Below are 26,751 nucleotides of genomic sequence, written 5' to 3'. Positions count from 1 at the left end.
GTGGGGGCGGTACTTCCACGGGCCGGCGCCGAGAACGTTCTCGCCCCCACTTCCCGACCCGGTGCTCCCGGCGGTTCTCCGCCCGGGCGGCGGCTCGGCACTCCCGCTCGGTCACATGACCGTCGCGGTGAGGGTGAGCGGACGCCCGGCCGTACCGTCGGGGCGGATCACCCGCTGTTGCACCGGATCACATCCGGAACCCCGCGGGCCCTCGCAACGCGGCGGCGGCGAGTTCGCCGACCCGGGCGACGGGTACGGGCACCCCGGGCGCCTGCTGGACCCAGGCCACGAACTCCCTGGGCGTGAGGCCGGACGGCGGCTGCCCCACGTACGGGACGGCGTACAGCGGGGTGTTGGGTTCGCTGCGCCAGCTTTCGGCCAGCGTGCCGAGGTCCACCGCGTCGAAGCCGAGGACGTCCAGCAGGTCGGCCACCTCCTTCTTGGCGTCCGGGTCGTCGCCGGAGAGCGGCAGTGCGGTGCGGTCGGGGGCTCCGGCCGGGCGGAACAGTTCCGTCAACTGCTTGGGGCCGATGTTGTGCAATGCCTTCACCACCCGGGCGCCTGCGAGGTGGCGCTGCACCAGTTCGCTGGAGGTCAGCTCGTTGCTGTCGAGTTCCGGCACCGTGAAGCGGGAATGCGGCGCGTAGTTCATCGGGTCGATCACGGTCTTGCCGGCGAGCTCCGCCCGGGGCAGCTGCTCGTGGGCGGCCAGTGGCACGGAGGCGATGACCAGACTGCCGGCGCTCGCCGCTTCGGGCGGGGTGGCCGCGCGGGCCCGCTCGCCGAGCTCCGCGACGAGGTCGGCCAGCGTCTCGGGGCCGCGTGAGTTGCTCAGGACGACGTGCAGGCCGGCGTCGACGGCGCGGCGGGCGGCCCCGAGGCCGACCATGCCGGTGCCGATGACGCCGAGGGTTGTCGTGCTCACTTTGTTCTCCGTTCGCGTTCCCCGCGTCGCGGCATCCAGCGGGTAGGACCGCTCTGGCGGGCTCGTACCCATCACAGCCGGAGCGACCTGCGCGAACAATGACCAGAAACGCTCGGCAGCGATCACATCGCGTGATAGATCAGGCGGATGGAACTGAGAGCGTTGCAGTACTTCGTGACGGTCGCCGAGGAGCTGCACTTCGGGCGCGCGGCGCAACGGCTGGGCATCGTGCAGCCGGCGGTGAGCCAGCAGATCGCCCGGCTCGAACGCGAACTCGGCGTGCGCCTGCTCGACCGCACCTCACGCCGGGTACGGCTCACCCCGGCCGGCGAACGAGTGCTCGCCGCGGCCCGTAGGACCCTCGTTGCGGCGGCCCGGGTGCGGGTGGTCGCCGGGGAGCCGGCAGCCGTCCTGCGGATCGGGGCCGCGTCCTGCGTCACCCGACGGCTCGACCGGGCGGTGGGCCGCCTGAGCGGCGGCGAACGCCCCGCCGAGCCGAGACTGGTCGACCTGCCGGTGGCCGCGCGACTCGACGCCGTCCGCGACGGCGAGCTGGACCTGGCGCTGGTGCGGGGCGCGCTCACCTCCACCGCGGTGACGGTGGTGCGCGCCTGGTCCGAGCCGCTGCACGCGGTGCTCGCGCGCGAACACCCCGCCGCCCGCGAGCCGGCGGTCAGCCTGCACGACCTCGATCCGCACGGTCTGCGGCTTCCCAGCCGCGACAGTGACCCGCCGATGCACGACGCGATCCTCGCCGCCCTGCCCGTCGCCCCGCTGCGGCCGCCTGCCGGGGACATGCTCAACGTGCTGTTCGAGGTGGGCCGGGACACCGAGGGCTGGACGCTGGTGACGGCCGAGCAGTTCGACGGGTCCCGCTCCGAGCGGCTGCTCCGGCTGCCGCTCGACCCGCCGGTGACCGTCGACGGCAACGTCGTCACCTCACTGGCCACCCCGAAGCCGTGCGTGGCGTCGTACGTGGCCGCGTTCGCGGATTGAACGTCCGCCTCGGGCGGGAAGGTCCTTCCGGGGAAGCGCCGCTCCCGCCCCGGACCAGCGGCGGCACGCTGAGCCTGTCCTCGAGCCGGCCCCGAACGATGTCCCGGTTCGAGCCGGCCGGCTTTGCGAGGCGGGGGCGGTCTTCCGGCTCCCAGACTGACCGTTGGGTGCCGGTGCGGTCCGGTGACCGTTGGGTGCCGGTGCGGTCCGGTCAGGAGGGGGCGGAGACGTGATCGTGCGCGTGGTCTGCTGTCCGGCCGGGCTGGAACCGGCGGCGGACGAGCGCGATCAGGGGAGGTCCTCCGCGGAAGCACCACAGGGCGATGACCGGATCACAGATGGCACATGCCAGAGACGCGTCGTGGTGGAAGGGCAGGATCGGATTGCCCTTGAGGTGGTGGGCCATGTCCCAGGCCGTGTGGAGCAGCCAGCCGACGCCGATGAAGGCCCAGGAGTCCAGGCCGCGGTAGGCGACGTAGGCCGTGAGTGCGACGAATGGGAGCTCCCACGGGCCGAATCCGCCCCCGCTCAGATAGGCGGCGCCGGCTCCGCCCACCATGATCGCGTTGAAGTGGCGTCGGTGCGGTTCTTTGATCAGGGACATCAGCAGGCAGTAGACGATGCCGACGATCACTGGTGACACGAGGTTCATGAGGGGATGACTTCTTCTTCCTGGGGCGGGCCGAATCGCCGCGTCGCGCTGTCGTAGCGCGAGCACCGACGTCTCGGCTGGAGCAGAGTTCCGAGAGGGCGGGATCAGGAGTGTCAGTACGCCGGCGGCCGTCGCGGTCAACGGGATCGAGGCGATCAGTCGGGCGCCGGCGAAGACGCGGCGCGGCGTCGGGGGAAACATGCTCGCCGGGACGGTGATCGGGCCGACGGCGACCGCGCCTTCGACGCACATGCTGATGTTCTCCCTGCTGTGCAGGGGACGACGGCCGACTGGTCTGCGAAGGGCCGGGCGTTCAGAGAGTGGTGGGCGTTGGACCCCGCGCGCGCCAGACGGTGCCGCGCCGCTCGTGGGAGAAGAGTTCTTCGACGGCGTGCGCGACGCGGGGGCCCACCTCGCGCTCCAGTAGGTACAGACCTAGATCGATACCGGAGGTCACGCCGGCGCCGGTGATCAGGTCGCCGTCGTCGACGATGCGGGCGCGGACCGCGTGGGCGCCGGTGGCGTCCAGCATGGCCAGGCCCATGTGGTGCGTGGTGGCGTGGCGTCCCTCCAGCAGGCCGGCCATGGCCAGGACGAGCGAGCCGCCGCAGACGGTGGCGACGGTGATGTCCGGGTCGTCCATTGCCTGCTTGAGGAGCGCAGGGAGTTCGGTGGTCAGCGTGCGGCCCAGCAGCACCGGGATGAACTCGTCCTGCTTCCGCTCGCCGACGCCCACCTCTTCTTCCGGGGACTGGCCGGGTCCGCCCATGCGGCCGGAGGCGCCGGGTACCGGAAGCACGTCGGCGCGCTCCAGGTCGAGGGCGCCGACGGCGCGCAGCGTCAGTCCTCCGATGCCGCTGACGACCTCACGAGGACCCTCTGCGGTGACCAGCTCGACGGTCACCGCGCCGTTCGCCGCCGAGCCACCGGCGTACAGGACCTCGTAGGGGGCAATGGCGTCGAGCGGGTCGAAGCCATCGAACAGGACGACCTGGGTGTGCATGGGTGTGGGGTTCCTTCGGCGTCGATTTCCATCGGGACGCTCCGAAGTCAACCGGCTTCCCGGGTGCTCGCCCAGTGGCACTGGTGACATGTTGCAACGGGATAGTGCCAACCCTGTCCTGAAGGGGGTGTACTGCGATGACGTGGGCCTTCCGGAAGGGCGGCCCGGGTCTGCAAGGCTGGTGGGGAGGTAGGTTCTGGCCATGCATACGGTTGCCGTGCTCGCGTTGGATCAGGTGATCCCGTTCGACCTGTCCACCCCCGTCGAGGTCTTCTCCCGGACCCGCCTGCCCGACGGGCGCCCCGGCTACCAGGTACGGGTGTGCGCCGAGCGCGACGAGGTCGACGCCGGAGCCTTCACCCTGCGTGCCCCCTGGGGCCTGGAGGGCCTTCAGGGCGCGGACACGATCATCGTGCCGGGCGTCGCCGATCTCGCCGCCCCACTCCCTCCCGCCGTGCACGACGCGCTGCGGTCGGCCGCTGCCGACGGCACCCGGATCGCTTCCATCTGCGTGGGCACCTTCCCCCTGGCTGACACCGGGCTCCTCGACGGACTGCGCGTCACGACCCACTGGCGCGCGGCCGGTCTGCTGGCTGCCGCCCACCCGGACCTCGACGTCGACCCGGACGTCCTCTACGTCGACAACGGCCAGTTGCTCACCTCGGCCGGCGCCGCTGCGGGCATGGACCTGTGTCTGCACATGATCCGTCGTGACTACGGCTCGGCCGTCGCCGCCGACGCCGCCCGCCTGTCAGTGATGCCTCTCGAACGAGAGGGCGGACAGGCGCAGTTCATCGTCTACGACCACGCACCCACACCGCAGGGCTCCGAACTCGAGACGCTGCTCACCTGGCTACGGGAGAACCTGGCCCGCGACCTCACCCTCGCCGACATCGCCGAGCGGGCCGGAACCAGCACCCGAACCCTGATCCGGCGCTTCCGCGACCAGACCGGCACCACGCCGCTCCAGTGGCTCCACCGAGCCCGCATCCGCCAGGCACAGCACTTGCTGGAAACCACGGAGCACTCCGTGGAGCGCATCGGCGGCCAGGTCGGCTTCGGCTCACCCACCACCTTCCGTGACCGCTTCAAACGCACCACCGGCGTCAGCCCGCAGACCTACCGGCGCACCTTCAGTTGAACAGCCACATGAGACGTCGTCTCAAGAGGGGCGCCGCAGCTCGTGGCGGAGGTCTTCCAGCTCGTTCCCGCCGGCCATCTGCCTCGTCAGCTCGTCCAGTGTGATGTCGTGCCGTTCGTCGTTGCCCACCATGGTGCCGCGCTTCAGGAGTACGAAGCGGTCGCCCACCAGATACGCGTGGTGCGGGTTGTGGGTGATCAGAACGACGCCCAGGCCCTGGTCCCGTGCCGCCGCCACGTACTTCAGGACCACGCCGGACTGCTTCACGCCCAGCGCCGCGGTCGGCTCGTCCAGTACCAGGACCTTCGCGCCGAAGTGCACCGCGCGGGCGATCGCAACGCACTGGCGCTCACCGCCGGAGAGGGTGCCGATGGGCTGGTCGACGTCGCGCAGGTCGATGCCCATGCGGAGGAGTTCCTCCCGGGTGGTGCGGCGCATGTGGTCGACGTCCATGCGCTTGAACGGGGCGACGCCCTTGCGCGGCTCGGAGCCGAGGAAGAAGTTGCGCCAGACCGGCATGAGGGGGACGACGGCCAGGTCCTGGTAGACGGTGGCGATGCCGCGGTCCAGGGCCTCGCGCGGGGAGGAGAGGCGGGTCTCCTCGCCGTCGAGGCTCAGGGTGCCGCCGTCGTGCTGGTGCAGGCCGGAGATGATCTTGATGAGGGTCGACTTGCCGGCGCCGTTGTCACCCAGCACGCAGGTGATCTCGCCCGCGTGGACCTCCAGGGACACGCCTTCGAGGGCGCGGACGTTGCCGTAGTTCTTGCTGACGCCGGACAGCTCGACGAGCGCCGTACGTGCTCGGGTCCCGGTCACTTGGTGGCCTCCGCGCGCTTGCGGACCCAGGCGTTGAGCAGGGTCGCCAGGAGCAGCATCGCTCCGAGGAAGAACTTGAACCAGTCGGGGTTCCACTCGGCGAAGACGATGCCCTTGCTGGTCATGCCGAAGATGAGGGCGCCGACCGCCGAGCCGACGGCGCTGCCGTAGCCGCCGGTGATCAGACAGCCGCCGATGACGGCCGCGATGATGTAGATCAGCTCGTTGCCGACGCCCTCGCCGGACTGGACGACGTCGTAGGAGAAGAGCAGGTGCTGGCCCGAGACCCAGGCGCCGAACGCCACGCCCATGTAGAGGCCGATCCGGGTCCTGGTGACCGGGACGCCGACCGCGCGGGCGGCGTCCTTGTTGCCGCCGACCGCGAAGACCCAGTTGCCGGCGCGGGTGCGCAGCAGGATCCAGCTGGCGACGGCGACCAGGGCGAGCCACCACAGGATGGTGACCTTGAAGCCGACGCCGCCGACGGTGATCGTGGAGGCGAAGACCTCGCGGGCGGAGCCGAAGCCCTCCATGTCGGCGATCGTCTTGGTGGAGACGGTGCCGTCGATCAGCTTGGTGAAGCCCAGGTTCAGGCCGGTCAGCATGAGGAAGGTGCCCAGCGTGATGATGAAGCTGGGCAGCCTGGTGCGGGTGAGCATGAAGCCGTTGAAGACGCCGATCGCCAGGGTGACCAGCAGGGACACGCCGACGCCTACCCAGACGTTGGCGGTCATCTGGTAGCTGAACATCGACGACACCAGGGCCGACGACGTGACCATGACGCCCGCGGACAGGTCGAACTCGCCGCCGATCATCAGCAGCGCCACCGGGACGGCCATGATGCCGATCGTGGAGGCGGCGTAGAGGACCGTGCTGAGGCTGGAGGCGCGCAGGAAGCTGTCGGCGAAGAACGCGAAGAAGGCGAAGACGGCGATCGCGCCGACGACGGAGCCGAGTTCCGGGCGGCCCAGCAGTTTCCGCAGCGGGGAAGACTGCAGAATCCTTTCGTCAGACCGGGCTTCCGCGGCAGCGCTCATCGGGTGCCCCGCTTCGTGTAGCCGGCCAGTTCGGCGGCGTCGTCCTTGGTGACGATCTGCGGTCCGGTGAGCACCGGCCTGCCGCCGCCGAGGACGTCGGCGTTGTACTTGTACAGCCACAGCAGGTCGACCGCCTCGTAGCCCTGGAGGTAGGGCTGCTGGTCGACGGCGAAGCCGAGGGTGCCGTCCTCCAGGCCGGCGGCCACCTTGGCGTTGAGGTCGAAGGTGTCGATCTCGGCCTTGCTGCCCGCGCCCTGCTTGGCCTTCACGGCGGTGTCGGCGTAGGGGGCGCCGAGGGTGACCACGGCGTCGACGGCCTTGTCGGTCTGGAGCTTGGCCTCGATGGCGGACTGCACGTCCGGCATGCTGGTGCCGTTGACGTAGAGCCGCTCGACCGTGCCGTCGAAGGTCTTCTCCACGCCGTCGCAGCGCTGCTCGTGACCGACGTTGCCCTGCTCGTGCAGCACGCAGACCGCCTGCTCGCGCCCGCGCTCGTTGAGCTCCTCGCCGACCGCCTCACCGGCGATGGTCTCGTCCTGGCCGACGTGGGTGAGGGCGCCGAACTCCTTGGACTCCTGCGAGCCGGAGTTCACGGTGATCACGGGGATGCCCGCCTTCTGCGCACGGGCCAGGGCGGACTTCATGGCGGCGGGCTTGGCGAGGGTGACGATGATCCCGTCGACCTTCTTGTCGATGGCCGTGTTCACCAGCTCCGCCTGCTGCTGGGCCTCGTCGTCCTGGGAGTACAGGAAGTTGATGTTGTCCTTCACCGCGGCCTGCTCGGCGCCGCTCTGGACGATGTCCCAGAACGAGTCGCCGTCACCCGAGTGAGTGATCATCGCGAAGGTCCAGCGGGGCGTGTTCACCGCCGCCTTCCCCTGGGCCGACGCGGCCTTGCGGGCGTCCTCGGCGCGCTTGCCGCCCGTACTGCTGCAGCCGGCCAGGGACACCGACAGTGCCCCTGCCAGCGCTATGCCTACCCAGGTCCGAAACCGTGCCACGAGGCCGTGCCCTTCTTGCTGTGCCGTGCTGTGCGTGCCGGAGTCCGCGGAACCCGGCCGGGTTCTCGAAACCCCAAACGCCCCATTGTCCGACATGGGAAACGATCACTCGGAGCCGGGGAGCAGGCGTCGGTCACATTGTCCGGACATGGCGACGAACTCGCACGACGAGCGGCAGACGGACGGCGCGGCGTGCGGACGGACGGACGGACAGTGTGGCGTACGGAGGAACAGCGCGGCGTGCGGACGGCGCGGCATACAGCAGACGAGCGGCGCTACGTGCCGGGCGGCGCACCGCGCGGCTGCTCCACGCCGCCGGCCGGCCCGGGTCAGGACCGTACGAGGAGCTGGAACTCGAAGGAGTAGCGGGACGGCCGGTAGGTGTGCGTGCCGAACTCGACCGCGCGTCCCGTGTCGTCGAACGTCGTGCGTTCCATGGTGAGCAGGGGGGCGCCCTCGTCCTCGCCGAGCCGCTCGGCCTCGCCGGCGGTGGCGGCCCGGGCGCCGATGGACTGGCGGGCGCTGTGCAGGGTGATCCCGGCGGCGCGCATCAGCCGGTACAGGCCGGTGGCCTCCAGCTGCCCGGTGTCCAGGTCGAAGAGACCGGGCGGCAGGTAGTTGCACAGGTACGCCATCGGCTCCCCGTGCGTCAGCCGCAGCCGCTCCACCCGGTGCACGTCGCTCCCCTCCGCGACGCCGAGCGCGGCGGCGACCTCGGCGGTCGCGGGGACGACGGTGTTGACCAGGACCTTCGTGGCCGGACGCTGCCCCGCCGCCTCCAGGTCGTCGTAGAGACTGCTGAGCTCGAGCGGGCGCCTGACCTTGCTGTGCACGACCTGGGTGCCGACGCCCCGGCGGCGCACGAGCAGGCCCTTGTCGACGAGCGACTGGATGGCCTGGCGGACGGTGGGCCGGGACAGACCGAGCCGCGCGGCGAGCTCGATCTCGTTGCCCAGCAGGCTGCCCGGGGTCAGCGCGCCGCGCTCGATCGCCGCCTCCAGCTGCTGCGACAGCTGGAAGTACAGCGGCACGGGGCTGCTGCGATCCACGCTGAGGTCCAGCGACACGGTCGGATCCACTTCTGGTTTCGGCACGGGCCGAGCGTAGCTCCGTGCGCTGTTGACGGGAAGTTGTGTAGTTCGATTGTCCGGACATACGCATTGACAGTGCGTGGGCTGTGAGCCCACTTTGATTCCATGCGCATCGGGGTCATCGGGACGGGCCGCATCGGCACCGTTCACGCCAACACGCTCAGCCGCCATCGCGATGTCGGGTCCCTGATCCTCACGGACGCCGACCTCGCGCGGGCGCAGGACCTGGCCCACCGGCTGGGCGAGACGGCGGCACCAGGAGTGGACGAGATCTTCCAGTGGGGCGTGGACGCCGTGGTCATCACCACGGCGACGCCGGCCCACGCCGAACTGATCAGCCGGGCGGCACGCTCGGGGCTGCCGGTGTTCTGCGAGAAGCCCATCGCGCTGGACGTGCCGGGCACGCTGCAGGCGATCGCCGAGGTGGAGGCCGCCGGGACGATTCTCCAGATGGGGTTCCAGCGCCGCTTCGACGCCGGCTACACGGGGGCCCGCGAGGCGGTACGGTCCGGGCGGCTCGGCCGGCTGCACACCGTCCGGGCCGTGACCAGCGACCAGGCGCCGCCGCCGGCCGCGTATCTGCCGCAGTCCGGCGGGCTCTACCGGGACACGCTCATCCACGACTTCGACATCCTGCGCTGGGTGTCCGGCCGGGAGATCACCGACGTGTACGCCGCCGGCTCCGACGCCGGTCCGCCGGTGTTCCGCGCGGCGGACGACGTGGACACCGGCGCGGCGCTCCTCACGCTGGACGACGGCACGCTGGCCACGGTGACGGCGACGCGGCTGAACGGCGCGGGGTACGACGTGCGCATGGAGCTGGCCGGGGAGCTGGACCAGATCGTCGTCGGCCTGGACGACCGTACGCCGATCGCCTCGACGGAGCCGACCGGGCCGCCGGCCGCGGACAAGCCGTGGACCGGCTTCGTGGAGCGGTTCGGGCCCGCCTACGAGGCGGAGCTGGCCGCGTTCGTCGAGGTCGTGCGCGGCGAGCGGGCCAACCCGTGCGACGGGCGCGAGGCGTTGCAGGCCCTGCGGATCGCCGAGGCCTGCGAGATCTCCCGGCGCGAGCGCAGACCGGTGCGGCCGGCGGAGGTCCCGGGGGCCGCGGCGTCCGTCGCGGGGTGAGCGGGCGAGGGGTGAGGGACGTCGGGCACGTCCTCTTGCGAGAGGCGGGGACGGAGGGCCGTCCCCGCGCACGTCGGAGCGCAAGCACAGGGACGGCCGGTTCCAGGAGATCAGTGCGTCCAGCCAGGGCCGGACTTCAGGAGCGCGCGAGGAGTCCGCGTTCCAGGGCGACGACGACGGCGCGCGTACGGTCGCTGACGTCGAGTTTCGCGAAGACCCGCAGAAGATGCGTCTTCACCGTGGCCTCGCCGATGACCAGGCGACGGCCGATCTCGGCGTTGGACAGGCCGTCGGCGACCGCGTTCAGCACCTCCCACTCGCGGGCGGTGAGCGCGACCGGCTCGGGGCGGCGCATCCGGGCCACGAGACGCTCCGCGACCTTGGGCGCGAGGACCGTCTCACCGCGCGCCGCCGAGCGGATGGCGTCGGCGAGCTGCTCGCGGGTGGTGTCCTTGAGGAGGTAGCCGACGGCGCCGGCCTCCACGGCTCGTTCGATCTCGGCGTCGGTGTCGTACGTGGTGAGGATCAGCACCCGGGTGACCACCGGCAGGGTGACGATTTCGGTGGTGGCGGCCACTCCGTCGAGCACCGGCATGCGCAGATCGAGGAGGGCCACGTCGGGGGCGAGCCGCTCGACGAGGTCGACGCCCTCGCGGCCGTCGCTCGCCTCGCCGACGATCTCTATCGTCGGCTCGTTGGCCAGCAGGGCGATGACTCCGGCGCGCATCACGGCATGGTCGTCGACCACGACCACCCGGATCCGGCCGTACGCGGTGTCGGTCATGGGTGGTCCTGACTGTGCGTGGGGAGGCTGGCGAGGACACGGGTGCCGTCCCCGAGGGAGCTGGTGACGGCGAGTTCGCCGTCGAGTTCGGCCAGTCGTCGGCGCATGCCGTCGAGGCCGAAGCCACGGGACTCCTCGACGACGAAGCCGCAGCCGTCGTCGGTGATCTCCAGTTCGACACCGCCCGGGAATTCGGTGAGGACGACGCCGACGGTGGAAGCGCCCGAGTGTTTGCGCACGTTGGCGAGGGACTCCTGGGTGCAGCGCAGCAGGGCGACGCGGGTGCGCTGGTCCAGGTCGATGTCGGGCAGTTCGGCGGTGACGGTGAGGCCGGTGTCCTGGACGAAACGATCCAGGGTTCTGCGCAGGGTGGTGGCCGGCGAGCCGGGTGCGACGCCGCTTTCGGGGGCGGAGCCGACGAGTACCCGGGCCTCGGCCAGGTTCTCGCGCGCGGTCTGTTCGATGGAGGTGAGCTGCTCGGCGCAGCGCGCGGGGTCGGTGACGGTGGCGGCGCGGGCGGCCTCCGCGAGCACCACGATGGAGGCGAAGCCCTGGGCCAGGGTGTCGTGGATCTCCCGGGCGAGCCGTTCGCGCTCTTCGGCCGCGCCCTGCTGCTGATACGCGGCCGCCAGCTTCTCCTGGGTGGCGGTCAGTTCGGCGGTCAGTCGCTCCTGGCGCTCGTTGCTCTGGCCGACGAAGCGGTGCACCCACAGCCCCAGGCCCACCCCTGCGGCGTAGGCGACGACGGTGAAGACCGTGTTCCCCGTGAGGAATTGAGGGCTCCAGCCCTGGCCGAGCGTGCCGCCGAACACGGTGAGGGCCGCGGCGGTCCCGCTGAGTGTGATCGCGTCCCGCGGGGCGCGGGTGAAGAGCCAGAACTGCGGCAGGGACACCACGTAGAAGGCAGCCCCGCCGTCCAGGAGGCAGGACGCCGCGCCCAGGACGAGACCGAGGACGGCGAGGTAGGTACGGGGACGCAGGACGGGGTTGTCCGGCCGGGTGAGAACGACGGTGTGACACAGCGCGATCACGGCGAGCAGGCCGAGCAGCCAGTACCTCCGGGCCGGCGACGCGTCGAGTACGGCGACGGCCGGGGGCAGCAGGCCGAACAGGACCCAGCCTGCTGAGTTCCAGCGGCGGACACGGTCCACGGTGAGTCGGTCGCCCGGCTGCCGCTGCCACTTGGTCACGGTGATTCACCTCGCTTCTGGGCGAGTTGAGGGGCCGACGGTCGATTCGGTCAGCTTACCGATTCCAGGGTGCGGGGGGCCTGTTCGGTGCTGCGGTGAGCACGGCGGACTCCGCGCGAGGGCCACCAGTTGACCTCGCCGAGCAGGAGCATCATGGACGGCAGGACCAGCATGCGGATGACGAAGGCGTCCAGGAGGACGGCGACCGCGAGGCTGAAGCCGATCTGCTTCATCTCGATCAGGTGCAGGGCCGCGAAGCTGGCGAAGACCGTGACCATGACCACGGCGGCGCTGGTCACCACACCCGCCGAGCTGCCGATGCCCTCGATCACGGCCTTGCGGGTCGGGACTCCGCGCAGGGCGGCCTCCCGGATCCGGCTGATCACGAAGACCTGGTAGTCCATCGACAGGCCGAACAGGATCACGAAGAGGAACAGCGGGACCCGGGCGCCGATCGAACCGGTGGAGGTGAAGTCGACCAGGCCTTCGGCCCAGGTGTGCTGGAAGACCATGACGAGAACGCCGAGCGAGGCGGCGGCGGACAGGAGGTTGAGGACGATGCCGACCAGGCCGAGGACCACGGAGCGGAACGCCCAGACGGTCATGACGAAGGTCACCAGGAGCAGCGCCCCGATGATGAGCGGCAGCTTCTGTTCCTGGTGGGTCGGATAGTCGGCGTAGCGGGCGACGTCTCCGGTCACCGCGGTCTCGGCACCGTTCACCCGGCCGACGGTCTCCGGGAGGTGCTTGTCGCGGATGTCCTCGAGCGAGGACCGGGCCTCGTCGCGGCTGACGTAGTACGGGACCTGCAGTTGGAGCATGCTGATCCGCTTGTCGGGCGACGTGGTCAGCCGGGAGGTGCCGCTCAGGCGCGGGTCGTCCTCGACGTCGGCGGCGAGTGCGCGCAGGGCGGCGGTCACTTCGGGCGAACGGCCGGCGTCGGCGCGGACGACGACCTGGTGCATGGACTTCAGCTCCGGGTAGGCCGCGTTCAGCCGGTCGTAGACCTGCATGGCGGCGATGGAGCGGGAGTGTGTCTCGCGGCCCATGTCGGTGAGTTTGAGGCCGAGGACCGGGGCGGCGAGGGCGATCAGCGCGAGAACGGTGACGGTGAGCGTGGCGACGGGGTGCTTGGTGACGGGGCGCAGGACGGCGGCGGTCAGGCGGCCGGGGCCGGCCCGGTGCGTCTTCTGCTTCTTCGGCGCGAGACCCCGGGCCGCTCGGCGCTCGGCACGGCGCTCGGCGCGCATGCCCAGGGCGGCGAGCAGGGCGGGCAGCGCGGTCAGGGAGCTGACGACGGCGACGAGGGTGACGACGATCGCGCCGGTGGCGATGGACGAGAAGATGACGTCGTCGGCGAGGTAGAGGGTGGCACTGGAGACGGCGACGGCGAGTCCGGAGACGACGACGGCCCGTCCGGACGTGGCGGCGGCGAGTTCGACGGCGGCCCGCGGGCTCAGTGTGCCGCCCGAGCGGGCCCGTTCCTCACGTTCCCGCTTGAGGTAGAAGAGCGTGTAGTCGACACCGACGGCGAGGCCGATGAGCAGGATGATGTTGATGCCGATGCCGTTGTCGGGGAAGACGTGCGAGGCCACCATCGACAGGCCGACGGCCGCGGCGATCGAGGTCAGGGCGAGCAGCAGCGGCACGAGGGCCATGGCCACCGAGCTGAAGATCAGCAGCAGGGTGACGAGGGTGACCGGCAGGGCGATCATCTCGGTGCGCGCGAGGTCGTCACCGCGCAGTTCGTCGACGCCCTTGCTGATGGACGGCGACCCGGTCTCCTCGACGCGCAGCGAGGGGTTGGCCTCCTGTACGGCCTCGGTCTGCTCGATCAGCGCGTCGACGTGCTCCTTGCCCTCCCGCTCCGGGGCCTTCATGGTGACGGTGACCCGCACCGCCGTGTCGCCCGCGCTGCGTACCGGATCCTCGACGGAGAGCACCTCGGGCAGTTCGGCCATCCGGGCGGCGACGTCGGCGGCGGCCGAGTCGGCGGCGGCGACGTCGAGCCTGCCGGTGCCCGGCTTGGCGGTGATCAGGACGTGCTCGACGGGGCGCTGCTGCAGTCCGCCCTCCGCGGCGATCGCCTCGCCGCGTCCCGCCTCGCCGATGCGGAAGTCCTCGGTGGTCGCCTCGTTGGTGCCGACGCAGAGGCCGGCACCGAGGCACAGGACGACGAACACGAACCAGCCGACGATGCCCCGCCAGGGGTGGGCAGCGCTCCAACGAGCCATGCGTACAGGAAGATTCCTCATGGCGCCCATGCTCTTCGCCGGGGGTGTGGCCCCGACAGCGGCGACCGGTTGAACTTGGGGTCCACCGACTGGTGGACGGACCCCGGGTGAGGCCGCCATCACCGCGTCGCCCCGGGCGATGGGGGTGCCGCCGATCTCCAGGGGCTGGCGGCGTATCGGTGACCGCCGGCTAGTGCCCGTCCTCCTCCTGTTCCTCGTACTCCTCCAGGAGTCCCGCGTCGTACGCCAACAGTGCGATCTGCACCCGGTTGTCGAGGTCGAGCTTGGCCAGGATGCGGGAGACGTGCGTCTTGACGGTGGCGACGCTCATGAAGAGTTCCGCCGCGATGGCTGCGTTGGCCATGCCCCGGCCGACGGCGACGGCGACTTCACGCTCGCGGTCGTTGAGGGCGGCTATGCGCGTACGCGCGCGTGCGCGTCTGGTGTCGGCGGCGGAGCCTGCCGCGTGTTCCATCAGCCGCCGGGTCACGGCGGGCGACAGGACGGGGTCGCCGGCCGCGACCCTGCGCACCGCGTCGAGGATCTCGGGGGGCGGGGTGTCCTTGAGGACGAACCCCGCGGCACCGGCGCGCAGGGCCCGCAGCACCTGCTCGTCCGCGTGGAAGGTGGTGAGCACGACGACCTGCGGGGCGTCCGGGCGGCCCCGCAGCCGCTCGGTGGCCGTCAGGCCGTCCACCACCGGCATCCGGATGTCCATGAGGACGACGTCCGGGCGGGTGCGGTCGACGAGCGCCTCGACCTCGTCGCCGTCGGCGGCCTCGCCGACGATCTCGACGTCGTCGGCGCCGCCCAGCATGAACGACAGCCCGGCCCGTACCAGCGGGTCGTCGTCGACGAGGAGCAGTCTGATGGCAGTCATGGCCCCTACGTAATCACGGCTGCCGGTGGCCGACTTGGTCCCTGCGGCGACCGCGGCCCGGCGCCGGCGGCCACCCGACGCGGGGCATCCGACGCGGGGCATCCGATGCCGGCGCGGGTCACCCGACGCGGGGCCCCGACGCGGGCCGTCCGACGCCGGCGCGGGTCACCCGGCTCACGCCCACGGCAGCCGGGCCCGCACTTCGAAGCCGCCGTCGGGTGTGGGGCCGTGGTCCAGGGTGCCGCCCGCGAGCGTGGCGCGCTCGGTCAGCCCGATCAGGCCCTGACCCGAGCCGGGCACGTCGGGCACCTCGCCCGCGGGCGGGGAGTTGCGCACGGACAGGGCGAGACCGTCGCCCGGGGCCCCGGTGACGGAGACGGTGACCGCGGTGCCGGGGGCGTGCTTGCGCGCGTTGGTCAAGGCCTCCTGGGCGATGCGGTAGGCGGTGCGGCCGACGGACGCGGGCACGGCGGCGGGGTCGGTGACGCGTCCCGCGAGGGCGACCTCCATGCCGGCCTCGCGGGACTCGGCGACCAGGGCGTCGAGCGCCGCGAGCGTCGGCTGGGGACGGCCCGCGTCGTCGGGCTCGGCGGCCCGCAGGACGCCGATGATCTCCCGCAGGTCCTGGAGGGCGTCGTGCGCGCTCTCGCGGATGACACCGGCCGCCCGCGCCACGTCCTCGCGGGACGCGTCCGGCCGGAACTCCAGAGCGCCCGCGTGCACGCTCAGCAGCGTCAGCCGGTGCGCGAGGACGTCGTGCATCTCGCGGGCGATGGCCTCCCGTGCCAGCCGCTGCGCATGCTCGGCACGGAGCCGGGCCTCCGTCTCGGCGCGCCGGGCCCGGTCGCGCAGGCTGAGCATGAGCTGCCGCTTGGAGCGGGCGAGCATGCCCCAGCCCGCCACCGCGGCGGCGAGCAGGATGCCGAAGAAGACGACCCCCAGGTAGGGCAGCTCGGGGTCGGGGCGCACCCAGTAGAAGACGGGCTGAAGGACGATGTGCGCGCCCGCCACCCAGGCCACGTACCGGAAGGGCCGGTGCACGGCCACGGTGAAGAGGGAGACGAGAGCGGTGCCGCTCGACGTGACCGACAGGAAACCGATGGGCACCATGGCCGCGGCGAGTGCGACCGGCCACCGGCGCCTGAGCCAGACGGCGGCACAGGAGAGGGCGCCGATCACCTGGTCGGCGACCTCCATGGAGTGCGGGAGGTGCGGCTCGTTCTCCAGCGCGTCCGCGCTGAGGATGCCGATCACGACGGCGATCAGGAAGCAGCTGAAGTCGACGGCCCAGTCGCGCGCGGTCCGCCGGGACCGCCTGGACCGCTGCGATCGCCGGGATCGCGGTCCGGACGGTTCGTGGTCTTCGTCGTCCGGACCCGGGTCGAGCTGTGCGATCAGCGCCGAGGGCAGCAGCCAGCGACGCTCGGGGAACGCCGGGGTGATCCGCGCCGGCCCTTCATTGTTCACAGTCGACGAATCTACGCAGCGCCGGCCGCCGTGACCGCCGTGCGTACGGGATCGCCGACCGAAGTCGCGGAACCGCATACCTTCGGCGCGCGGAACGACGGGGAACGGGGACTTCGGTCGGACGTGGGCTCGCCCCGCGGCCGATGCGCGTGGGGGGTCCGCGGGGCGAGAGTCGGGGGCATGAAGGAACTACTGGGAATCATCGGCTTCTTCACCCTGGTGCAGGGCGTGGCGGGCCTGGTGCACGAGTTCACCGACTGGGACTGGGGGCTCGTGCACCGGGTCGGCTTCCTGGACGGCTACGAGATCTACGCGAGTGTGGCCCTCGTGGTGCTGGCCCTCGCGTTGTTCGCCGCCGCCGAGAGCCGGAAACCCGGGTGAGGAGCCGGGGTACCGCCTCCGGTGCCGCGGCCCTCAGCAGCCGTGGTCGACGAGGTCGAACGAGGAGTAGTGGTCGGCCGTGTAGTAGTCCTCCCGGTACTCCTCACCGGTGACGATGCGGCGGGCGCCACGCGTGTCGGAGCCGGGCGTGATCACCGTGTACTCGTGGTAGTAGCCGGTGGACCGGCTGGGCAGGATGCCCTCCCGGTTCTGGAAGACGGTCCCGTCCTGTTCGAACGGGTAGGGACCGCCCTGCTCGATCAGGTCGAGCGTGTCGTGCGCCTGGGAGGGCAGGTCGCTGTAGCAGATGTCGCCGACCGCCGTGGTGGCGGCACCCGCCGCGGTGGCGGAGACGGTGCCGCCCACGAAAAGGGCGGACAGGACTGCGGCTGCTGCGCCGAGCCGAGCGGCGCGTGGGGGGAATCGCATGACCTCATGATGACGCGCGTAGATAGTGGCATGTCAATGACAAGGTCGTGGAGTTTCCCGGGAAGTCATATGTGTTTTCGGCGAGTTCACCCGCCGCCGCCCGGGGTCCGTCCGCCCGGGCGGCGGGGCCGCGGCCCGGGTGCGGTCACGCGCTCTCGGGCAGCTCGTACGTCCCGTACTCGGGGCGTCCTGCCAGGTCGTACGACTGGATGGAGACGCCCGCCGCCGTCACGCGCCCGCCGGTGTGCCGGAAGGCCGTCGGCCGGGCGCCCTCCGCGAAGAGGCGGCGCCCGGCGCCGAGCACCACGGGGAAGGTCAGCAGGTGGACGGTGTCGACGAGGTCGAGCGCCAGCAGCGACCCCGCGAGGGCTCCGCTGCCGTGCACCTGGAGCTCCCCGTCGGTGCGCTCCTTCACCGCGGTGACCTCCTTGGCGAGGTCGCCGCCGAGCACGGTCGTGCCCGCCCAGCCCGGGTCGGTGAGGGTGGTGGAGGCGACGTACTTCGGCAGACTGTTCAGCTTGGCCGCGACGGGGTCGGCCGGGTCGGTGATCTTCGGCCAGTAGGAGGCGAAGATCTCGTACGTGCGACGGCCGAGGAGGAACGCGCCGACGCGGCCGAACACCTCGTTGACGAACCGGCCGAAGTCCTCGTCGCCGTACGGGACGCTCCAGCCGCCCTGGCCGAAGCCGTCGCGGGTGTCCTCCTGTGGTCCGCCGGGGGCCTGGTAGACGCCGTCGAGGGTGAGGAAGGTGGTGAGTACGAGCTTGCCCATGACGGGTGCCTGCTTTCCGGTGCCGTGAGTCGTGTTGTCATGGGTTCAGACTCCGCCGGCGCCGGCGACTCATCGGTCAGGTCGACGTCCGTTCGCCGCCAGCGTGTGCGGGGCGGGCCCGCTGGGATGGACCCATGAACACGAACTCACTCACTCACTCTTCGGCCGCCCTCCTGACCGGCCGGACGGCCCTGGTGACGGGCGGCAGCCGCGGTATCGGTGCGGCGACCGCGTTGCGACTGGCGCGGGAGGGCGCTGACGTGGCCCTCACCTACGTCAACGGCAAGGACGCGGCCGAGGACGTCGTACGGGCCGTCGAGGCCCTGGGGCGCCGGGCGGTGGCCCTGCGGGCGGACTCCGCCGACGCGGAGGAGGCGGCGGGGGCGGTGGAGCGTGCGGCACGAGCGCTCGGCGGCGGCCTCGACGTGCTGGTCAACAACGTGGGCCTGGGCCTGCTCGGCCCCCTCGACGGTCTGTCGCTCGCCGATGTCGACCGGCTGCTGGCCGTGAACGTCCGCGGGGTCTTCCTCACCTCGCAGGCGGCCGCGTCCCGCATGACCGAGGGCGGCCGGATCATCACCGTCGGCACCTGCATGACGCAGCGGGTGCCGGGCCCGGGAGGGACGCTGTACGCGATGAGCAAGTCGGCGCTGATCGGGCTGACCAAGGCCCTGGCCAGGGAGCTCGGTCCGCGGGGGATCACGGCGAACATCGTCCACCCGGGGCCGATCGACACCGACATGAACCCGGCGGGCGGTCCCTACGCGGACGCGCAGGCGGCCATGACCGCGCTGGGCCGCTTCGGCACCGCGGACGAGGTCGCGTCGACGGTGGCGTACCTGGCGGGCGCCTCGTACGTCACGGGCGCGGAGTTCGCGGTGGACGGCGGACACGCGGCATAGGCGGTACGCCTGGGTAAGCGGTACGCCCGAGCGGGCGGGGTACGCCCGAATGAGCGGTACGCCCGAGGGGCCGGGGTGCGCCCGAGGGAGCGGGTACGCCCGACGGGGCGGGGTGCGCCCGAGGGAGCGGGTGCGCCTGACGGGGCGGGGTGCGCCCGACGGGACGGGATACGCCCAAGGGGCCGGGGTGCGCCCAAGGGGCCGGGTAGGCCTCGTCAGGCGGCGGTCCCGCGTCGACGGGCGGCATGCGCGCGGGGCGCACCGGTGCTGTCCGGCCGGTGCGCCCCGCGGGTCGGTGAGCGGCGGGTCAGCCGCCGAGCTCCTGGTGGCGGGCGGCCAGGCGGCTGGTGCCGTCCTCCGTCAGGGAGCCGAACAGGCGCAGGCGGGAGATGCCGCCGTCGGGGAAGATGTCCACGCGCGCGTGGGTACCGACGGCCGCCTCGGGCAGGACGAAGCGGTGGTTGGTGTCGGGCTGCATCCGGGTGCGCGGGAGGACCTCGCGCCACTCGCCGTCCTCGCCGTCCCGCACGGACACCGACGCCCAGCCCGCCGAGTTGCCCTTCAGGTACGCCGTGTCGATCTCGATCGCGCGGATCTGTACGCGGTCCACCAGGCGGTAGCTGATCCAGTCGTGGCCCTGGTCGCGGCGGCGGCGGGTCTCCCAGCCGTCGTCCATCTTGCGGGAGCGGCCAGGCTGGATGGTGTTGGTGGCCGGCGAGTAGAAGAGGTTGGAGGCGTCCTCGACCTGGCCGCCGTTCTCCAGGGCGACGACGTCGAAGGTGCCGAGGGCCGCGAGCCACGCCGGGTCCGGGACGACCTCGCCGTACACGCGCAGGCGGGCGATGCCCCCGTCGGGGTGCTGCTTGAGGCGGAGGTGGGTGAAGCGCTGCTCGGCCGGGACGGCGAAGCCGTTGGCCGCGTGGCCGCCGACCGCCGTGCGCGGGACGAGGGTCGTCCACTTCACGTCGTCGGCGAGCAGTTCCTCGGGCGACGGGGAACCCGCGACCGAGGTGCCCTCGACGGAGACCGCCTGCGGGTAGTTGCCGCGGAAGTGGGCGGTGTCGACGACGATGCCGCGGATCACGCCGGGGGCGCCGAGGCGGATCAGCGCCCAGTCGTGGTCGTCCTCGGTGGGCCAGGGCTGGTCGGCCGAGACGCCGCGGCGCCGGCGGGTCTCCCAGCCGTCCATGACCTTGCCCTTGTGCCCGAAGTGCTCGGGGTCGAACTCGGCGGGCCCGGGCACCAGCAGGTTCTCGCGCTGGGCGAAGAACTCGTCGTTGGCGGCGACGACACCCGCGCCGAGCTGCCGGTCGGCAAGGTTGGCGTACTGGGTGAAGGGGAGGTCGGCGGTGCGGTAGTCCGCGTACGGGTCGCCGCCTCCGTAGGGGTTCGCGTCTCCGGTGAAGCTGGCCAACGAGGTGTTCTGCTGGGCCGTCACGGTGATCAGGTGTTCCTTTCGGGGTCGTTCGAGGTGATCTGGATTCAGGAGGTCCGGACGCGTCAGGTCCGGGTGAGGAGCTGTCCCTTCGGCTCGGTGAACGCGCCGTCCGCCACGACGCGCTGTCCGCGCAGCCAGGTGGACTTCACGACGCCGTACAGGGTCTTGCCCGCATACGCGGTGACGCGGTTCCGGTGCTGGAGGGCGGCCGGGTCGACGGTGAACGTCTCGTCGGGGGCGAGGACCGCGAAGTCGGCGTCGTGGCCGGCCGCGATGGCGCCCTTGTGCCCGTCGAGGCCGACCTGGCGGGCCGTGTTCGCGGACATCCAGCGCACGATGTCCTCCAGGCCGAGGCCGCGCTCGCGGGCCGCGGTCCACATGGCCGGCAGGCTGAGCTGGAGGCCGGCGATGCCGCCCCAGGCGGTGGCGAAGTCGTCGGTCTTCAGGTCGGCGGTGGACGGTGAGTGGTCGGTGACCACGCAGTCGATGGTGCCGTCGACGAGCGCCTGCCACAGCAGGTCCTGGTTGGCGGCCTCCCGGATGGGCGGGCAGCACTTGAACTCGCTGGCGCCGTCCGGCACTTCCTCGGCGGTGAGGGTGAGGTAGTGCGGGCAGGTCTCGACCGTCACGTTCACGCCGTCGGCGCGGGCCTCGGCTATCAGCGGCAGGGCGTCGCTGGAGGAGAGGTGCAGGACGTGCACGCGGGCGTTGAACCGCTTGGCCTGCGCGAGGAGGCCCGCGATCGCGGTGTCCTCGGCGTCGCGCGGGCGGCTGGCGAGGAAGTGCGCGTACTTCGGGCCGCCCTGCTGCGGGGCGGCGGCCAGGTGGTGCGGGTCCTCGGCGTGCACGATCAGCAGGCCGTCGAAGGCGGCGATCTCCGCGAGCGACCGGGCGAGCTGCTCCTGGTCGAGGTGCGGGAACTCGTCCACGCCCGACGGCGACAGGAACGCCTTGAAACCGAAGACCCCGGCCTCGTGCAGCGGGCGCAGGTCCTTGACGTTGTCGGGCAGCGCGCCGCCCCAGAAGCCGACGTCGATGTGCGCCTTGTCGGCGGCGACCTCGCGCTTGGTGCGCAGGTTGTCGACCGTGGTGGTCGGCGGGATGGAGTTGAGCGGCATGTCGACGAGGGTGGTGATGCCGCCGGCCGCCGCGGCGCGGGTGGCGGTCCAGAAGCCCTCCCACTCGGTGCGGCCGGGGTCGTTCACGTGCACGTGGGTGTCGACCAGGCCGGGCAGGACGACGTGGTCTCCGACGTCCTCCAGGCGGGCGCCGGCCGGTACGGGGGCGTCGTACGGCAGAACGGCCGCGATCTTGCCCCCGGTCACCGCGATCGACGCGGCGCGTGTCCCCTCGGGAGTGATGACGCGCGTCGAGCGCAGTACCAGTTCAGCCTCGGACACCCGAACCCCTCTCTCTGCCGCCGATTTCAACGTTCTGTTGAAGGAGTCTTCATTCCCCGTTCCACGACGTCAAGAGGCGCCCTTTGCGCGGACATGCCCGACGGCACCCTCTAGACGTTTCCACAAAGCGGAATTAGGATTCCAGCAAGCAGAACGTAGCTATGTACAAGCCGGTAGTCAACCGGCCGCCGGGTACGCTTCTTTCCTCCCGCCAGCCCCGAAAGGAACGTGCCGTGCCGACGTCCAGCGCCAGCACCACCGACTCCGCCAGGTCCGCCACAGGTGGCGTCCAGTCCCTGGAGCGCGCCTTCGACCTGCTCGAACGGATGGCGGACGCGGGCGGCGAGGTCGGCCTGAGCGAGCTCTCCGCGAGCAGCGGACTGCCGCTGCCGACCATCCACCGCCTGATGCGCACCCTCGTGGCCTGCGGATACGTACGCCAGCAGCCCAACCGGCGCTACGCGCTCGGCCCCCGTCTGATCCGGCTCGGGGAGTCCGCCTCCCGGCTGCTCGGCACCTGGGCCCGCCCGCACCTGGCCCGCCTGGTCGAGGAGACCGGCGAGACGGCGAACATGGCGCTGCTCGACGGGGACGAGATCGTGTACGTCGCGCAGGTGCCGTCCAAGCACTCGATGCGCATGTTCACCGAGGTCGGCCGGCGCGTCCTGCCGCACTCCACGGGCGTCGGCAAGGCACTGCTCGCGAACTTCCCGGCGGAGGAGGTGCGGGCCCTGCTGGGGCGGACCGGCATGCCGGCCGCGACCGAGAAGACGATCACCACGCCGGACGGCTTCATCGCGGCGCTGGAGGAGGTGCGGCGCCAGGGGTACGCGATCGACGACAACGAGCAGGAGATCGGCGTCCGCTGCCTGGCCGTCTCCGTGCCGGACTCCCCCACCGCGGCCGCCATCTCGATCTCCGGTCCGGCCGGCCGGGTCACGGAGGCCGCGACCGACCGGATGGTGCCGCTGCTCCAGCAGGTGGCGGCGGAACTGTCGGAGACCCTGCTCGCCTCGAACGGCAGTCCGGCCTCCTGACGCGCGCCGCGAACGGACCACCCCCGGCCTCCTGAGGCCGGGGGCTGCGGGCGTCGCGCGCCGACCCGCGCCGGCGGCGCGTCAGCGCCTCACCGGCGCGGCGGGGTGCCGAAGAGTTCCACCGCGTGACGGACGTCCGTCAGCCCCGGCGACAGGGCGCTGACGGAGCCGATCGCGCCCGCTATCAGCAGCAGGGAGCGGTGCAGCCGCGGCACCTCGGGGACACCGTGGTCCGTCATCGCGGCGAGGCCGGCCAGTTCGTCCTCGGCGACGGCCCGGTCCGGGAAATCGGTGGGCAGCAGGGCGAGTTGGCGGCGCAACCGGGACACAGCGGTCCGCAGTGCGGTCACCCTCACGTCCTCGTCGCCGACGGTCACGTGTCTCTGCCCCAAGCTCCGCAACACAGCCCCTCCCCCTCGCACCCCGTTGTGCGCCCCTCCGCGGTGAACGTGCCGCGCCCCTGCGGCGTCGGCCGACACCGGGGACGCGGGCCAGTAAACGCCACCCCGCACCGCACGCGCCACCGCGCGGGCCGAAATTCAGCCTCCGGAAACCCCGCGCACGCCTGAGCGTCCGGCGGGCGGTCGGGTATGCAGGACGCATGACGGACAACGAAGACCAGGTAGCGGGGCTGCTGCTGGCCGCCGGGGGCGGGCGTCGGCTCGGCGGACGCCCCAAGGCGCTGCTCGAACACCGGGGACATCCGCTCGTCGAACACGCGGTCGCCGCGTTGCGTGCGGCCGGTTGCGCCCATGTGCACGTCGTCCTGGGGGCACGGGCGGAGGACGTACGGGCGCGGGCGACGCTCGAAGGGTGCGTTCTCGTGGACAACCCGGACTGGGAGGACGGCATGGGGTCGTCGCTGCGCGCCGGGCTCGCCTCGCTGGCGGGTACGGGGGCGGGGGCGGCGCTGGTCTCGCTGGTGGACCAGCCCGGCATCGGCGCGGAGGCGATGGCGAGGGTGCGTGCCGGGTACCGGGACGGGACGTCACTCGTCTCGGCGGCGTACGCGGGCGTGCGCGGGCATCCGGTCCTCCTCGGCGCCGCCCACTGGGCGGGTGTCGCCGCGACCGCGAGCGGGGACCGGGGGGCACGCGCCTACCTGAGGGCGCACGAGGCGGAGATCGCGCTCGTGGAGTGCGGGGACGTGGCGCGGCCCTACGACATCGACGCCGAGGCCGACCTGGTCCACCTTGAGTGAGGGAGATGGCACCGAGCGCCACTGTCCCTCGACCCGGAGAATCTCGACATCAACAAACCATTGAAGTTCCACGATGAGGAAACTACTATCCACTGAACAGAAGCACCCGGCCGCACAACGGGTGCGTTTCGCCCCATACGCGCCCGTTGGCACCCGGTGCCACCGCTGAAGGAAGTGACAGCTCATGTCCGCACCAGCGCCGTCCCCGCTGGCCATCGTCGACGCCGAGCCCCTGCCCCGGCAGGAGGAGGTCCTCACCGATGCGGCGCTCGCCTTCGTGGCCGAGCTGCACCGGCGGTTCACGCCCCGGCGTGACGAGCTCCTCGCCCGCCGTGCGGAGCGCCGCGCCGAGATCGCCCGCACCTCCACGCTCGACTTCCTCCCGGAGACGGCCGCGATCCGCGCGGACGACTCCTGGAAGGTGGCCCCCGCTCCGGACGCGCTCCAGGACCGCCGGGTCGAGATCACCGGCCCCACCGACCGCAAGATGACCATCAACGCCCTCAACTCGGGCGCGAAGGTCTGGCTCGCGGACTTCGAGGACGCCTCCGCCCCGACCTGGGAGAACGTCGTCCTCGGCCAGCTCAACCTGGCCTCCGCCTACACCCGCACCATCGACTTCACGGACGAGCGCACCGGCAAGTCCTACGCCCTGCGCCCGGACGCCGAACTGGCGACGGTCGTCATGCGCCCGCGCGGCTGGCACCTCGACGAGCGCCACCTCCGGGTGGACGGCCGGCCGGTCCCCGGCGCCCTGGTCGACTTCGGCCTGTACTTCTTCCACAACGCCCAGCGCCTGCTGGACCTCGGCAAGGGCCCGTACTTCTACCTCCCGAAGACGGAGTCGCACCTGGAGGCCCGCCTCTGGAACGAGGTCTTCGTCTTCGCGCAGGACTACGTCGGCATCCCGCAGGGCACCGTCCGCGCCACCGTCCTGATCGAGACGATCACGGCCGCGTACGAGATGGAGGAGATCCTCTACGAACTGCGCGACCACGCCTCCGGGCTGAACGCGGGCCGCTGGGACTACCTCTTCTCCATCGTCAAGAACTTCCGTGACGGCGGCGCCAAGTTCGTCCTCCCGGACCGCAACGCGGTGACGATGACCGCCCCGTTCATGCGCGCGTACACCGAACTCCTCGTCCGCACCTGCCACAAGCGCGGCGCGCACGCGATCGGCGGCATGGCGGCGTTCATCCCGTCCCGCCGGGACGCCGAGGTCAACAAGGTCGCCTTCGAGAAGGTCCGCGCCGACAAGGACCGCGAGGCCGGCGACGGCTTCGACGGCTCCTGGGTCGCCCACCCCGACCTGGTCCCGATCGCCATGGAGTCCTTCGACAAGATCCTCGGCGACAAGCCGAACCAGAAGGACCGCCTCCGCGAGGACGTCGACGTCAAGGCGGCCGACCTGATCGCGATCGACTCCCTGGACGCCAAGCCGACGTACGCGGGCCTGGTCAACGCCGTGCAGGTCGGCATCCGCTACATCGAGGCCTGGCTGCGCGGCCTCGGCGCCGTCGCCATCTTCAACCTGATGGAGGACGCGGCCACCGCCGAGATCTCCCGCTCGCAGATCTGGCAGTGGATCAACGCCGAGGTCGTCCTCGACAACGGCGAGCAGGTCACCGCCGAGCTGGCCCGCAAGGTCGCCGCCGAGGAGCTGGCGAACATCCGCGCCGAGATCGGCGACGAGGCGTTCACGGCCGGCAACTGGCAGCAGGCCCACGACCTGCTCCTGACCGTCTCCCTCGACGAGGACTACGCCGACTTCCTGACCCTGCCGGCGTACGAGCAGCTGAAGGGCTGACGCCCGGTTCGCTCCCGCGTCCGTCCGCGCCCCCGGTACCGCACAGCACCGGGGGCGCGGACGTGTGTCGGCCCGGCGGACGCGCGTCAGCCCAGGTGCACGGACCAGTCCTGCTCGGCGGGCGGCTTGCCGTGCAGGTCGGGGACCCGCTTGAGCCAGTCGGGACGGCCGCGCTCGGTACGTGCCGCCCGGGCGGCGTTCTCGGCGGCGAGTTCCTCACGGGTCGGGAAGTCGGTGGGCAGCCACTCCCGCGAGGCCCGCACGCGCGCGTCCAGATAGCCGACGTAGGCGGCGCGGACCGCGTCCGGCGTGTCGAAGCCGGCCTCGCAGGTCAGCCAGGCCTCCGGCACCCGCGCCACCACGTCGCACAGCAGCTCCCGAGTCACCTTCGGCGCCAGCTCGGCGTCGGCGGCCCGGACGTCGGGCGTGGAGTGGCCGAGGGCGTGGTGGCGGAAGTCGTACGACTTCTCGGGCGGCGACGCACCCCAGCGGTGGTGGAAGACGAGGGCCGCCCCGTGGTCGATCAGCCACAGGCGCGGCACCGCGACGCCGGAGGTGGGCCAGACCATCAGGTTGGAGCTGTGCACCGTCCGGTCGACGTTCACGGTGAGGGCGTCCAGCCAGACGACGCGCCCGGCCTCCTCGGAGCCGACGGGGAACATGTCCGCGACGTCGGGCGTGAAGTCGGCGCCGCGAGACAGGTAGTCCATACCGAGGTTGAGTCCCGCGCTGGCGTCCAGCAGGTCCCGCACCTCCTGGTGCGGTTCACCGGCGGCGATCGCCGGGTCGAAGTGCGTGAGGACCAACTCCGGCACCCGAAGCCCCAGCTCACGCGCCAGCTCCCCGACGATCACCTCGGCGACCAGCGCCTTGCGGCCCTGCGCGGAGCCGGTGAACTTCACGACGTAGGTGCCGAGGTCGTCGGCCTCGACGACGCCGGGGACGGAGCCGCCGGTGCGCAGGGGCTCGACGTAGCGAGTCGCTACGACCTTTTTCAACACTTCCCAGGCCACCCATCTCTTCAGCCTTATAATCCACG

26 protein-coding genes are annotated in these 26,751 nt (G+C 71.8%); 8 read left to right on the top strand and 18 right to left on the bottom strand.

What is annotated here, in order from left to right; all coding sequences use genetic code 11:
* Nucleotides 1–187 precede the first annotated feature (187 nt).
* On the bottom strand, nucleotides 188–925 hold the full coding sequence (locus ACZ7G3_RS18580) for an NADPH-dependent F420 reductase (protein WP_470926788.1): 738 nt from the start codon (nucleotides 923–925) through the stop codon (nucleotides 188–190).
* Nucleotides 926–1,072: 147 nt separating this feature from the next.
* Here ACZ7G3_RS18580 and ACZ7G3_RS18575 point away from each other — a divergent pair, with 147 nt between their 5' ends.
* Complete coding sequence (locus tag ACZ7G3_RS18575) at nucleotides 1,073–1,921, top strand: LysR family transcriptional regulator (protein ID WP_470926786.1); 849 nt, start codon at nucleotides 1,073–1,075, stop codon at nucleotides 1,919–1,921.
* 211 nt (nucleotides 1,922–2,132) lie between these two features.
* On the opposite strand, the gene ACZ7G3_RS18570 is transcribed toward ACZ7G3_RS18575, so the two are convergent.
* Together ACZ7G3_RS18570 and ACZ7G3_RS18565 are read right to left on the bottom strand one after the other, a co-directional pair.
* A complete protein-coding gene (locus tag ACZ7G3_RS18570; protein WP_470926784.1) occupies nucleotides 2,133–2,573 on the bottom strand; it encodes a DUF6010 family protein in 441 nt (146 codons plus the stop codon).
* A gap of 313 nt (nucleotides 2,574–2,886) precedes the next feature.
* A complete protein-coding gene (locus tag ACZ7G3_RS18565; protein WP_470926782.1) occupies nucleotides 2,887–3,576 on the bottom strand; it encodes a DJ-1/PfpI family protein in 690 nt (229 codons plus the stop codon).
* A 202-nt stretch (nucleotides 3,577–3,778) separates the two neighbouring features.
* Here ACZ7G3_RS18565 and ACZ7G3_RS18560 point away from each other — a divergent pair, with 202 nt between their 5' ends.
* Complete coding sequence (locus tag ACZ7G3_RS18560) at nucleotides 3,779–4,717, top strand: GlxA family transcriptional regulator (RefSeq protein ID WP_470926780.1); 939 nt, start codon at nucleotides 3,779–3,781, stop codon at nucleotides 4,715–4,717.
* Between the two features lie 21 nt (nucleotides 4,718–4,738).
* Here ACZ7G3_RS18560 and ACZ7G3_RS18555 read toward each other — a convergent pair whose 3' ends face one another.
* The 4 genes from ACZ7G3_RS18555 to ACZ7G3_RS18540 form a co-directional block, all read right to left on the bottom strand.
* The gene (locus tag ACZ7G3_RS18555) at nucleotides 4,739–5,533 is read right to left on the bottom strand and encodes an ATP-binding cassette domain-containing protein (protein ID WP_426602092.1); all 795 of its coding nucleotides are present in this window, start codon (nucleotides 5,531–5,533) and stop codon (nucleotides 4,739–4,741) included.
* A complete protein-coding gene (locus tag ACZ7G3_RS18550) occupies nucleotides 5,530–6,570 on the bottom strand; it encodes an ABC transporter permease (protein WP_470926778.1) in 1,041 nt (346 codons plus the stop codon). Before ACZ7G3_RS18550 ends, ACZ7G3_RS18555 begins: the two co-directional genes overlap by 4 nt.
* A complete protein-coding gene (locus ACZ7G3_RS18545) occupies nucleotides 6,567–7,571 on the bottom strand; it encodes a sugar ABC transporter substrate-binding protein (RefSeq protein ID WP_470926776.1) in 1,005 nt (334 codons plus the stop codon). Before ACZ7G3_RS18545 ends, ACZ7G3_RS18550 begins: the two co-directional genes overlap by 4 nt.
* Nucleotides 7,572–7,900: 329 nt before the next feature.
* On the bottom strand, nucleotides 7,901–8,638 hold the full coding sequence (locus tag ACZ7G3_RS18540) for a myo-inositol degradation transcriptional regulator (RefSeq protein WP_470926818.1): 738 nt from the start codon (nucleotides 8,636–8,638) through the stop codon (nucleotides 7,901–7,903).
* Nucleotides 8,639–8,767: 129 nt separating this feature from the next.
* Here ACZ7G3_RS18540 and ACZ7G3_RS18535 point away from each other — a divergent pair, with 129 nt between their 5' ends.
* A complete protein-coding gene (locus ACZ7G3_RS18535; protein WP_470926774.1) occupies nucleotides 8,768–9,790 on the top strand; it encodes a Gfo/Idh/MocA family protein in 1,023 nt (340 codons plus the stop codon).
* Nucleotides 9,791–9,926: 136 nt separating this feature from the next.
* Here ACZ7G3_RS18535 and ACZ7G3_RS18530 read toward each other — a convergent pair whose 3' ends face one another.
* The 5 genes from ACZ7G3_RS18530 to ACZ7G3_RS18510 all read right to left on the bottom strand — a co-directional run bounded on the left by ACZ7G3_RS18530 (nucleotide 9,927) and on the right by ACZ7G3_RS18510 (nucleotide 16,345).
* Complete coding sequence (locus tag ACZ7G3_RS18530; protein WP_470926772.1) at nucleotides 9,927–10,574, bottom strand: response regulator; 648 nt, start codon at nucleotides 10,572–10,574, stop codon at nucleotides 9,927–9,929.
* A complete protein-coding gene (locus ACZ7G3_RS18525; RefSeq protein ID WP_470926770.1) occupies nucleotides 10,571–11,764 on the bottom strand; it encodes a sensor histidine kinase in 1,194 nt (397 codons plus the stop codon). Before ACZ7G3_RS18525 ends, ACZ7G3_RS18530 begins: the two co-directional genes overlap by 4 nt.
* Nucleotides 11,765–11,814: 50 nt before the next feature.
* Nucleotides 11,815–14,019: an MMPL family transporter gene (locus ACZ7G3_RS18520; RefSeq protein WP_470926768.1), complete on the bottom strand. Its 2,205-nt coding sequence runs from the start codon at nucleotides 14,017–14,019 to the stop codon at nucleotides 11,815–11,817.
* Between the two features lie 169 nt (nucleotides 14,020–14,188).
* On the bottom strand, nucleotides 14,189–14,878 hold the full coding sequence (locus ACZ7G3_RS18515) for a response regulator transcription factor (RefSeq protein WP_470926766.1): 690 nt from the start codon (nucleotides 14,876–14,878) through the stop codon (nucleotides 14,189–14,191).
* A 174-nt stretch (nucleotides 14,879–15,052) separates the two neighbouring features.
* Nucleotides 15,053–16,345, bottom strand: coding sequence for a sensor histidine kinase (locus tag ACZ7G3_RS18510; protein WP_470926764.1), 1,293 nt, complete (start codon nucleotides 16,343–16,345; stop codon nucleotides 15,053–15,055).
* A 180-nt stretch (nucleotides 16,346–16,525) separates the two neighbouring features.
* On the opposite strand from ACZ7G3_RS18510, the gene ACZ7G3_RS18505 reads away from it, so the two are divergent.
* Nucleotides 16,526–16,726 (top strand): hypothetical protein, encoded by a 201-nt coding sequence (locus ACZ7G3_RS18505; RefSeq protein WP_426602101.1) that lies wholly within the window; start codon nucleotides 16,526–16,528, stop codon nucleotides 16,724–16,726.
* Nucleotides 16,727–16,759: 33 nt separating this feature from the next.
* On the opposite strand, the gene ACZ7G3_RS18500 is transcribed toward ACZ7G3_RS18505, so the two are convergent.
* Together ACZ7G3_RS18500 and ACZ7G3_RS18495 are read right to left on the bottom strand one after the other, a co-directional pair.
* Nucleotides 16,760–17,155: a guanyl-specific ribonuclease gene (locus tag ACZ7G3_RS18500; protein ID WP_470926762.1), complete on the bottom strand. Its 396-nt coding sequence runs from the start codon at nucleotides 17,153–17,155 to the stop codon at nucleotides 16,760–16,762.
* Nucleotides 17,156–17,300: 145 nt separating this feature from the next.
* A complete protein-coding gene (locus ACZ7G3_RS18495) occupies nucleotides 17,301–17,927 on the bottom strand; it encodes a dihydrofolate reductase family protein (protein WP_470926760.1) in 627 nt (208 codons plus the stop codon).
* Nucleotides 17,928–18,061: 134 nt separating this feature from the next.
* Here ACZ7G3_RS18495 and ACZ7G3_RS18490 point away from each other — a divergent pair, with 134 nt between their 5' ends.
* Complete coding sequence (locus ACZ7G3_RS18490; RefSeq protein WP_426602104.1) at nucleotides 18,062–18,829, top strand: SDR family oxidoreductase; 768 nt, start codon at nucleotides 18,062–18,064, stop codon at nucleotides 18,827–18,829.
* 307 nt (nucleotides 18,830–19,136) lie between these two features.
* Here the strand turns inward: ACZ7G3_RS18490 and alc are convergent, their stop codons facing one another.
* On the bottom strand, nucleotides 19,137–20,267 hold the full coding sequence (gene alc / locus ACZ7G3_RS18485) for an allantoicase (RefSeq protein ID WP_470926758.1): 1,131 nt from the start codon (nucleotides 20,265–20,267) through the stop codon (nucleotides 19,137–19,139).
* A 62-nt stretch (nucleotides 20,268–20,329) separates the two neighbouring features.
* Nucleotides 20,330–21,667: an allantoinase AllB gene (allB, locus tag ACZ7G3_RS18480; protein WP_470926756.1), complete on the bottom strand. Its 1,338-nt coding sequence runs from the start codon at nucleotides 21,665–21,667 to the stop codon at nucleotides 20,330–20,332.
* A 233-nt stretch (nucleotides 21,668–21,900) separates the two neighbouring features.
* On the opposite strand from allB, the gene allR reads away from it, so the two are divergent.
* Nucleotides 21,901–22,704 (top strand): allantoin degradation transcriptional regulator AllR, encoded by an 804-nt coding sequence (gene allR / locus ACZ7G3_RS18475; protein WP_426522845.1) that lies wholly within the window; start codon nucleotides 21,901–21,903, stop codon nucleotides 22,702–22,704.
* Between the two features lie 89 nt (nucleotides 22,705–22,793).
* Here allR and ACZ7G3_RS18470 read toward each other — a convergent pair whose 3' ends face one another.
* A complete protein-coding gene (locus ACZ7G3_RS18470) occupies nucleotides 22,794–23,108 on the bottom strand; it encodes a DUF5955 family protein (protein ID WP_426602108.1) in 315 nt (104 codons plus the stop codon).
* Nucleotides 23,109–23,305: 197 nt separating this feature from the next.
* On the opposite strand from ACZ7G3_RS18470, the gene ACZ7G3_RS18465 reads away from it, so the two are divergent.
* Both ACZ7G3_RS18465 and aceB read left to right on the top strand, forming a co-directional pair.
* Nucleotides 23,306–23,905, top strand: a complete 600-nt coding sequence (locus tag ACZ7G3_RS18465; RefSeq protein WP_470926754.1) for a nucleotidyltransferase family protein — start codon at nucleotides 23,306–23,308, stop codon at nucleotides 23,903–23,905.
* A 184-nt stretch (nucleotides 23,906–24,089) separates the two neighbouring features.
* Nucleotides 24,090–25,712, top strand: a complete 1,623-nt coding sequence (gene aceB, locus ACZ7G3_RS18460; RefSeq protein WP_470926752.1) for a malate synthase A — start codon at nucleotides 24,090–24,092, stop codon at nucleotides 25,710–25,712.
* 86 nt (nucleotides 25,713–25,798) lie between these two features.
* Here aceB and ACZ7G3_RS18455 read toward each other — a convergent pair whose 3' ends face one another.
* Entirely contained in the window at nucleotides 25,799–26,713 is a 915-nt protein-coding gene (locus ACZ7G3_RS18455) for a HipA family kinase (RefSeq protein ID WP_470926816.1), read from the bottom strand.
* Nucleotides 26,714–26,751 lie beyond the last annotated feature (38 nt).

The organism is Streptomyces sp. NPDC037271 (assembly GCF_055603605.1).
This window is presented reverse-complemented; position numbering and strand designations above follow the sequence as displayed.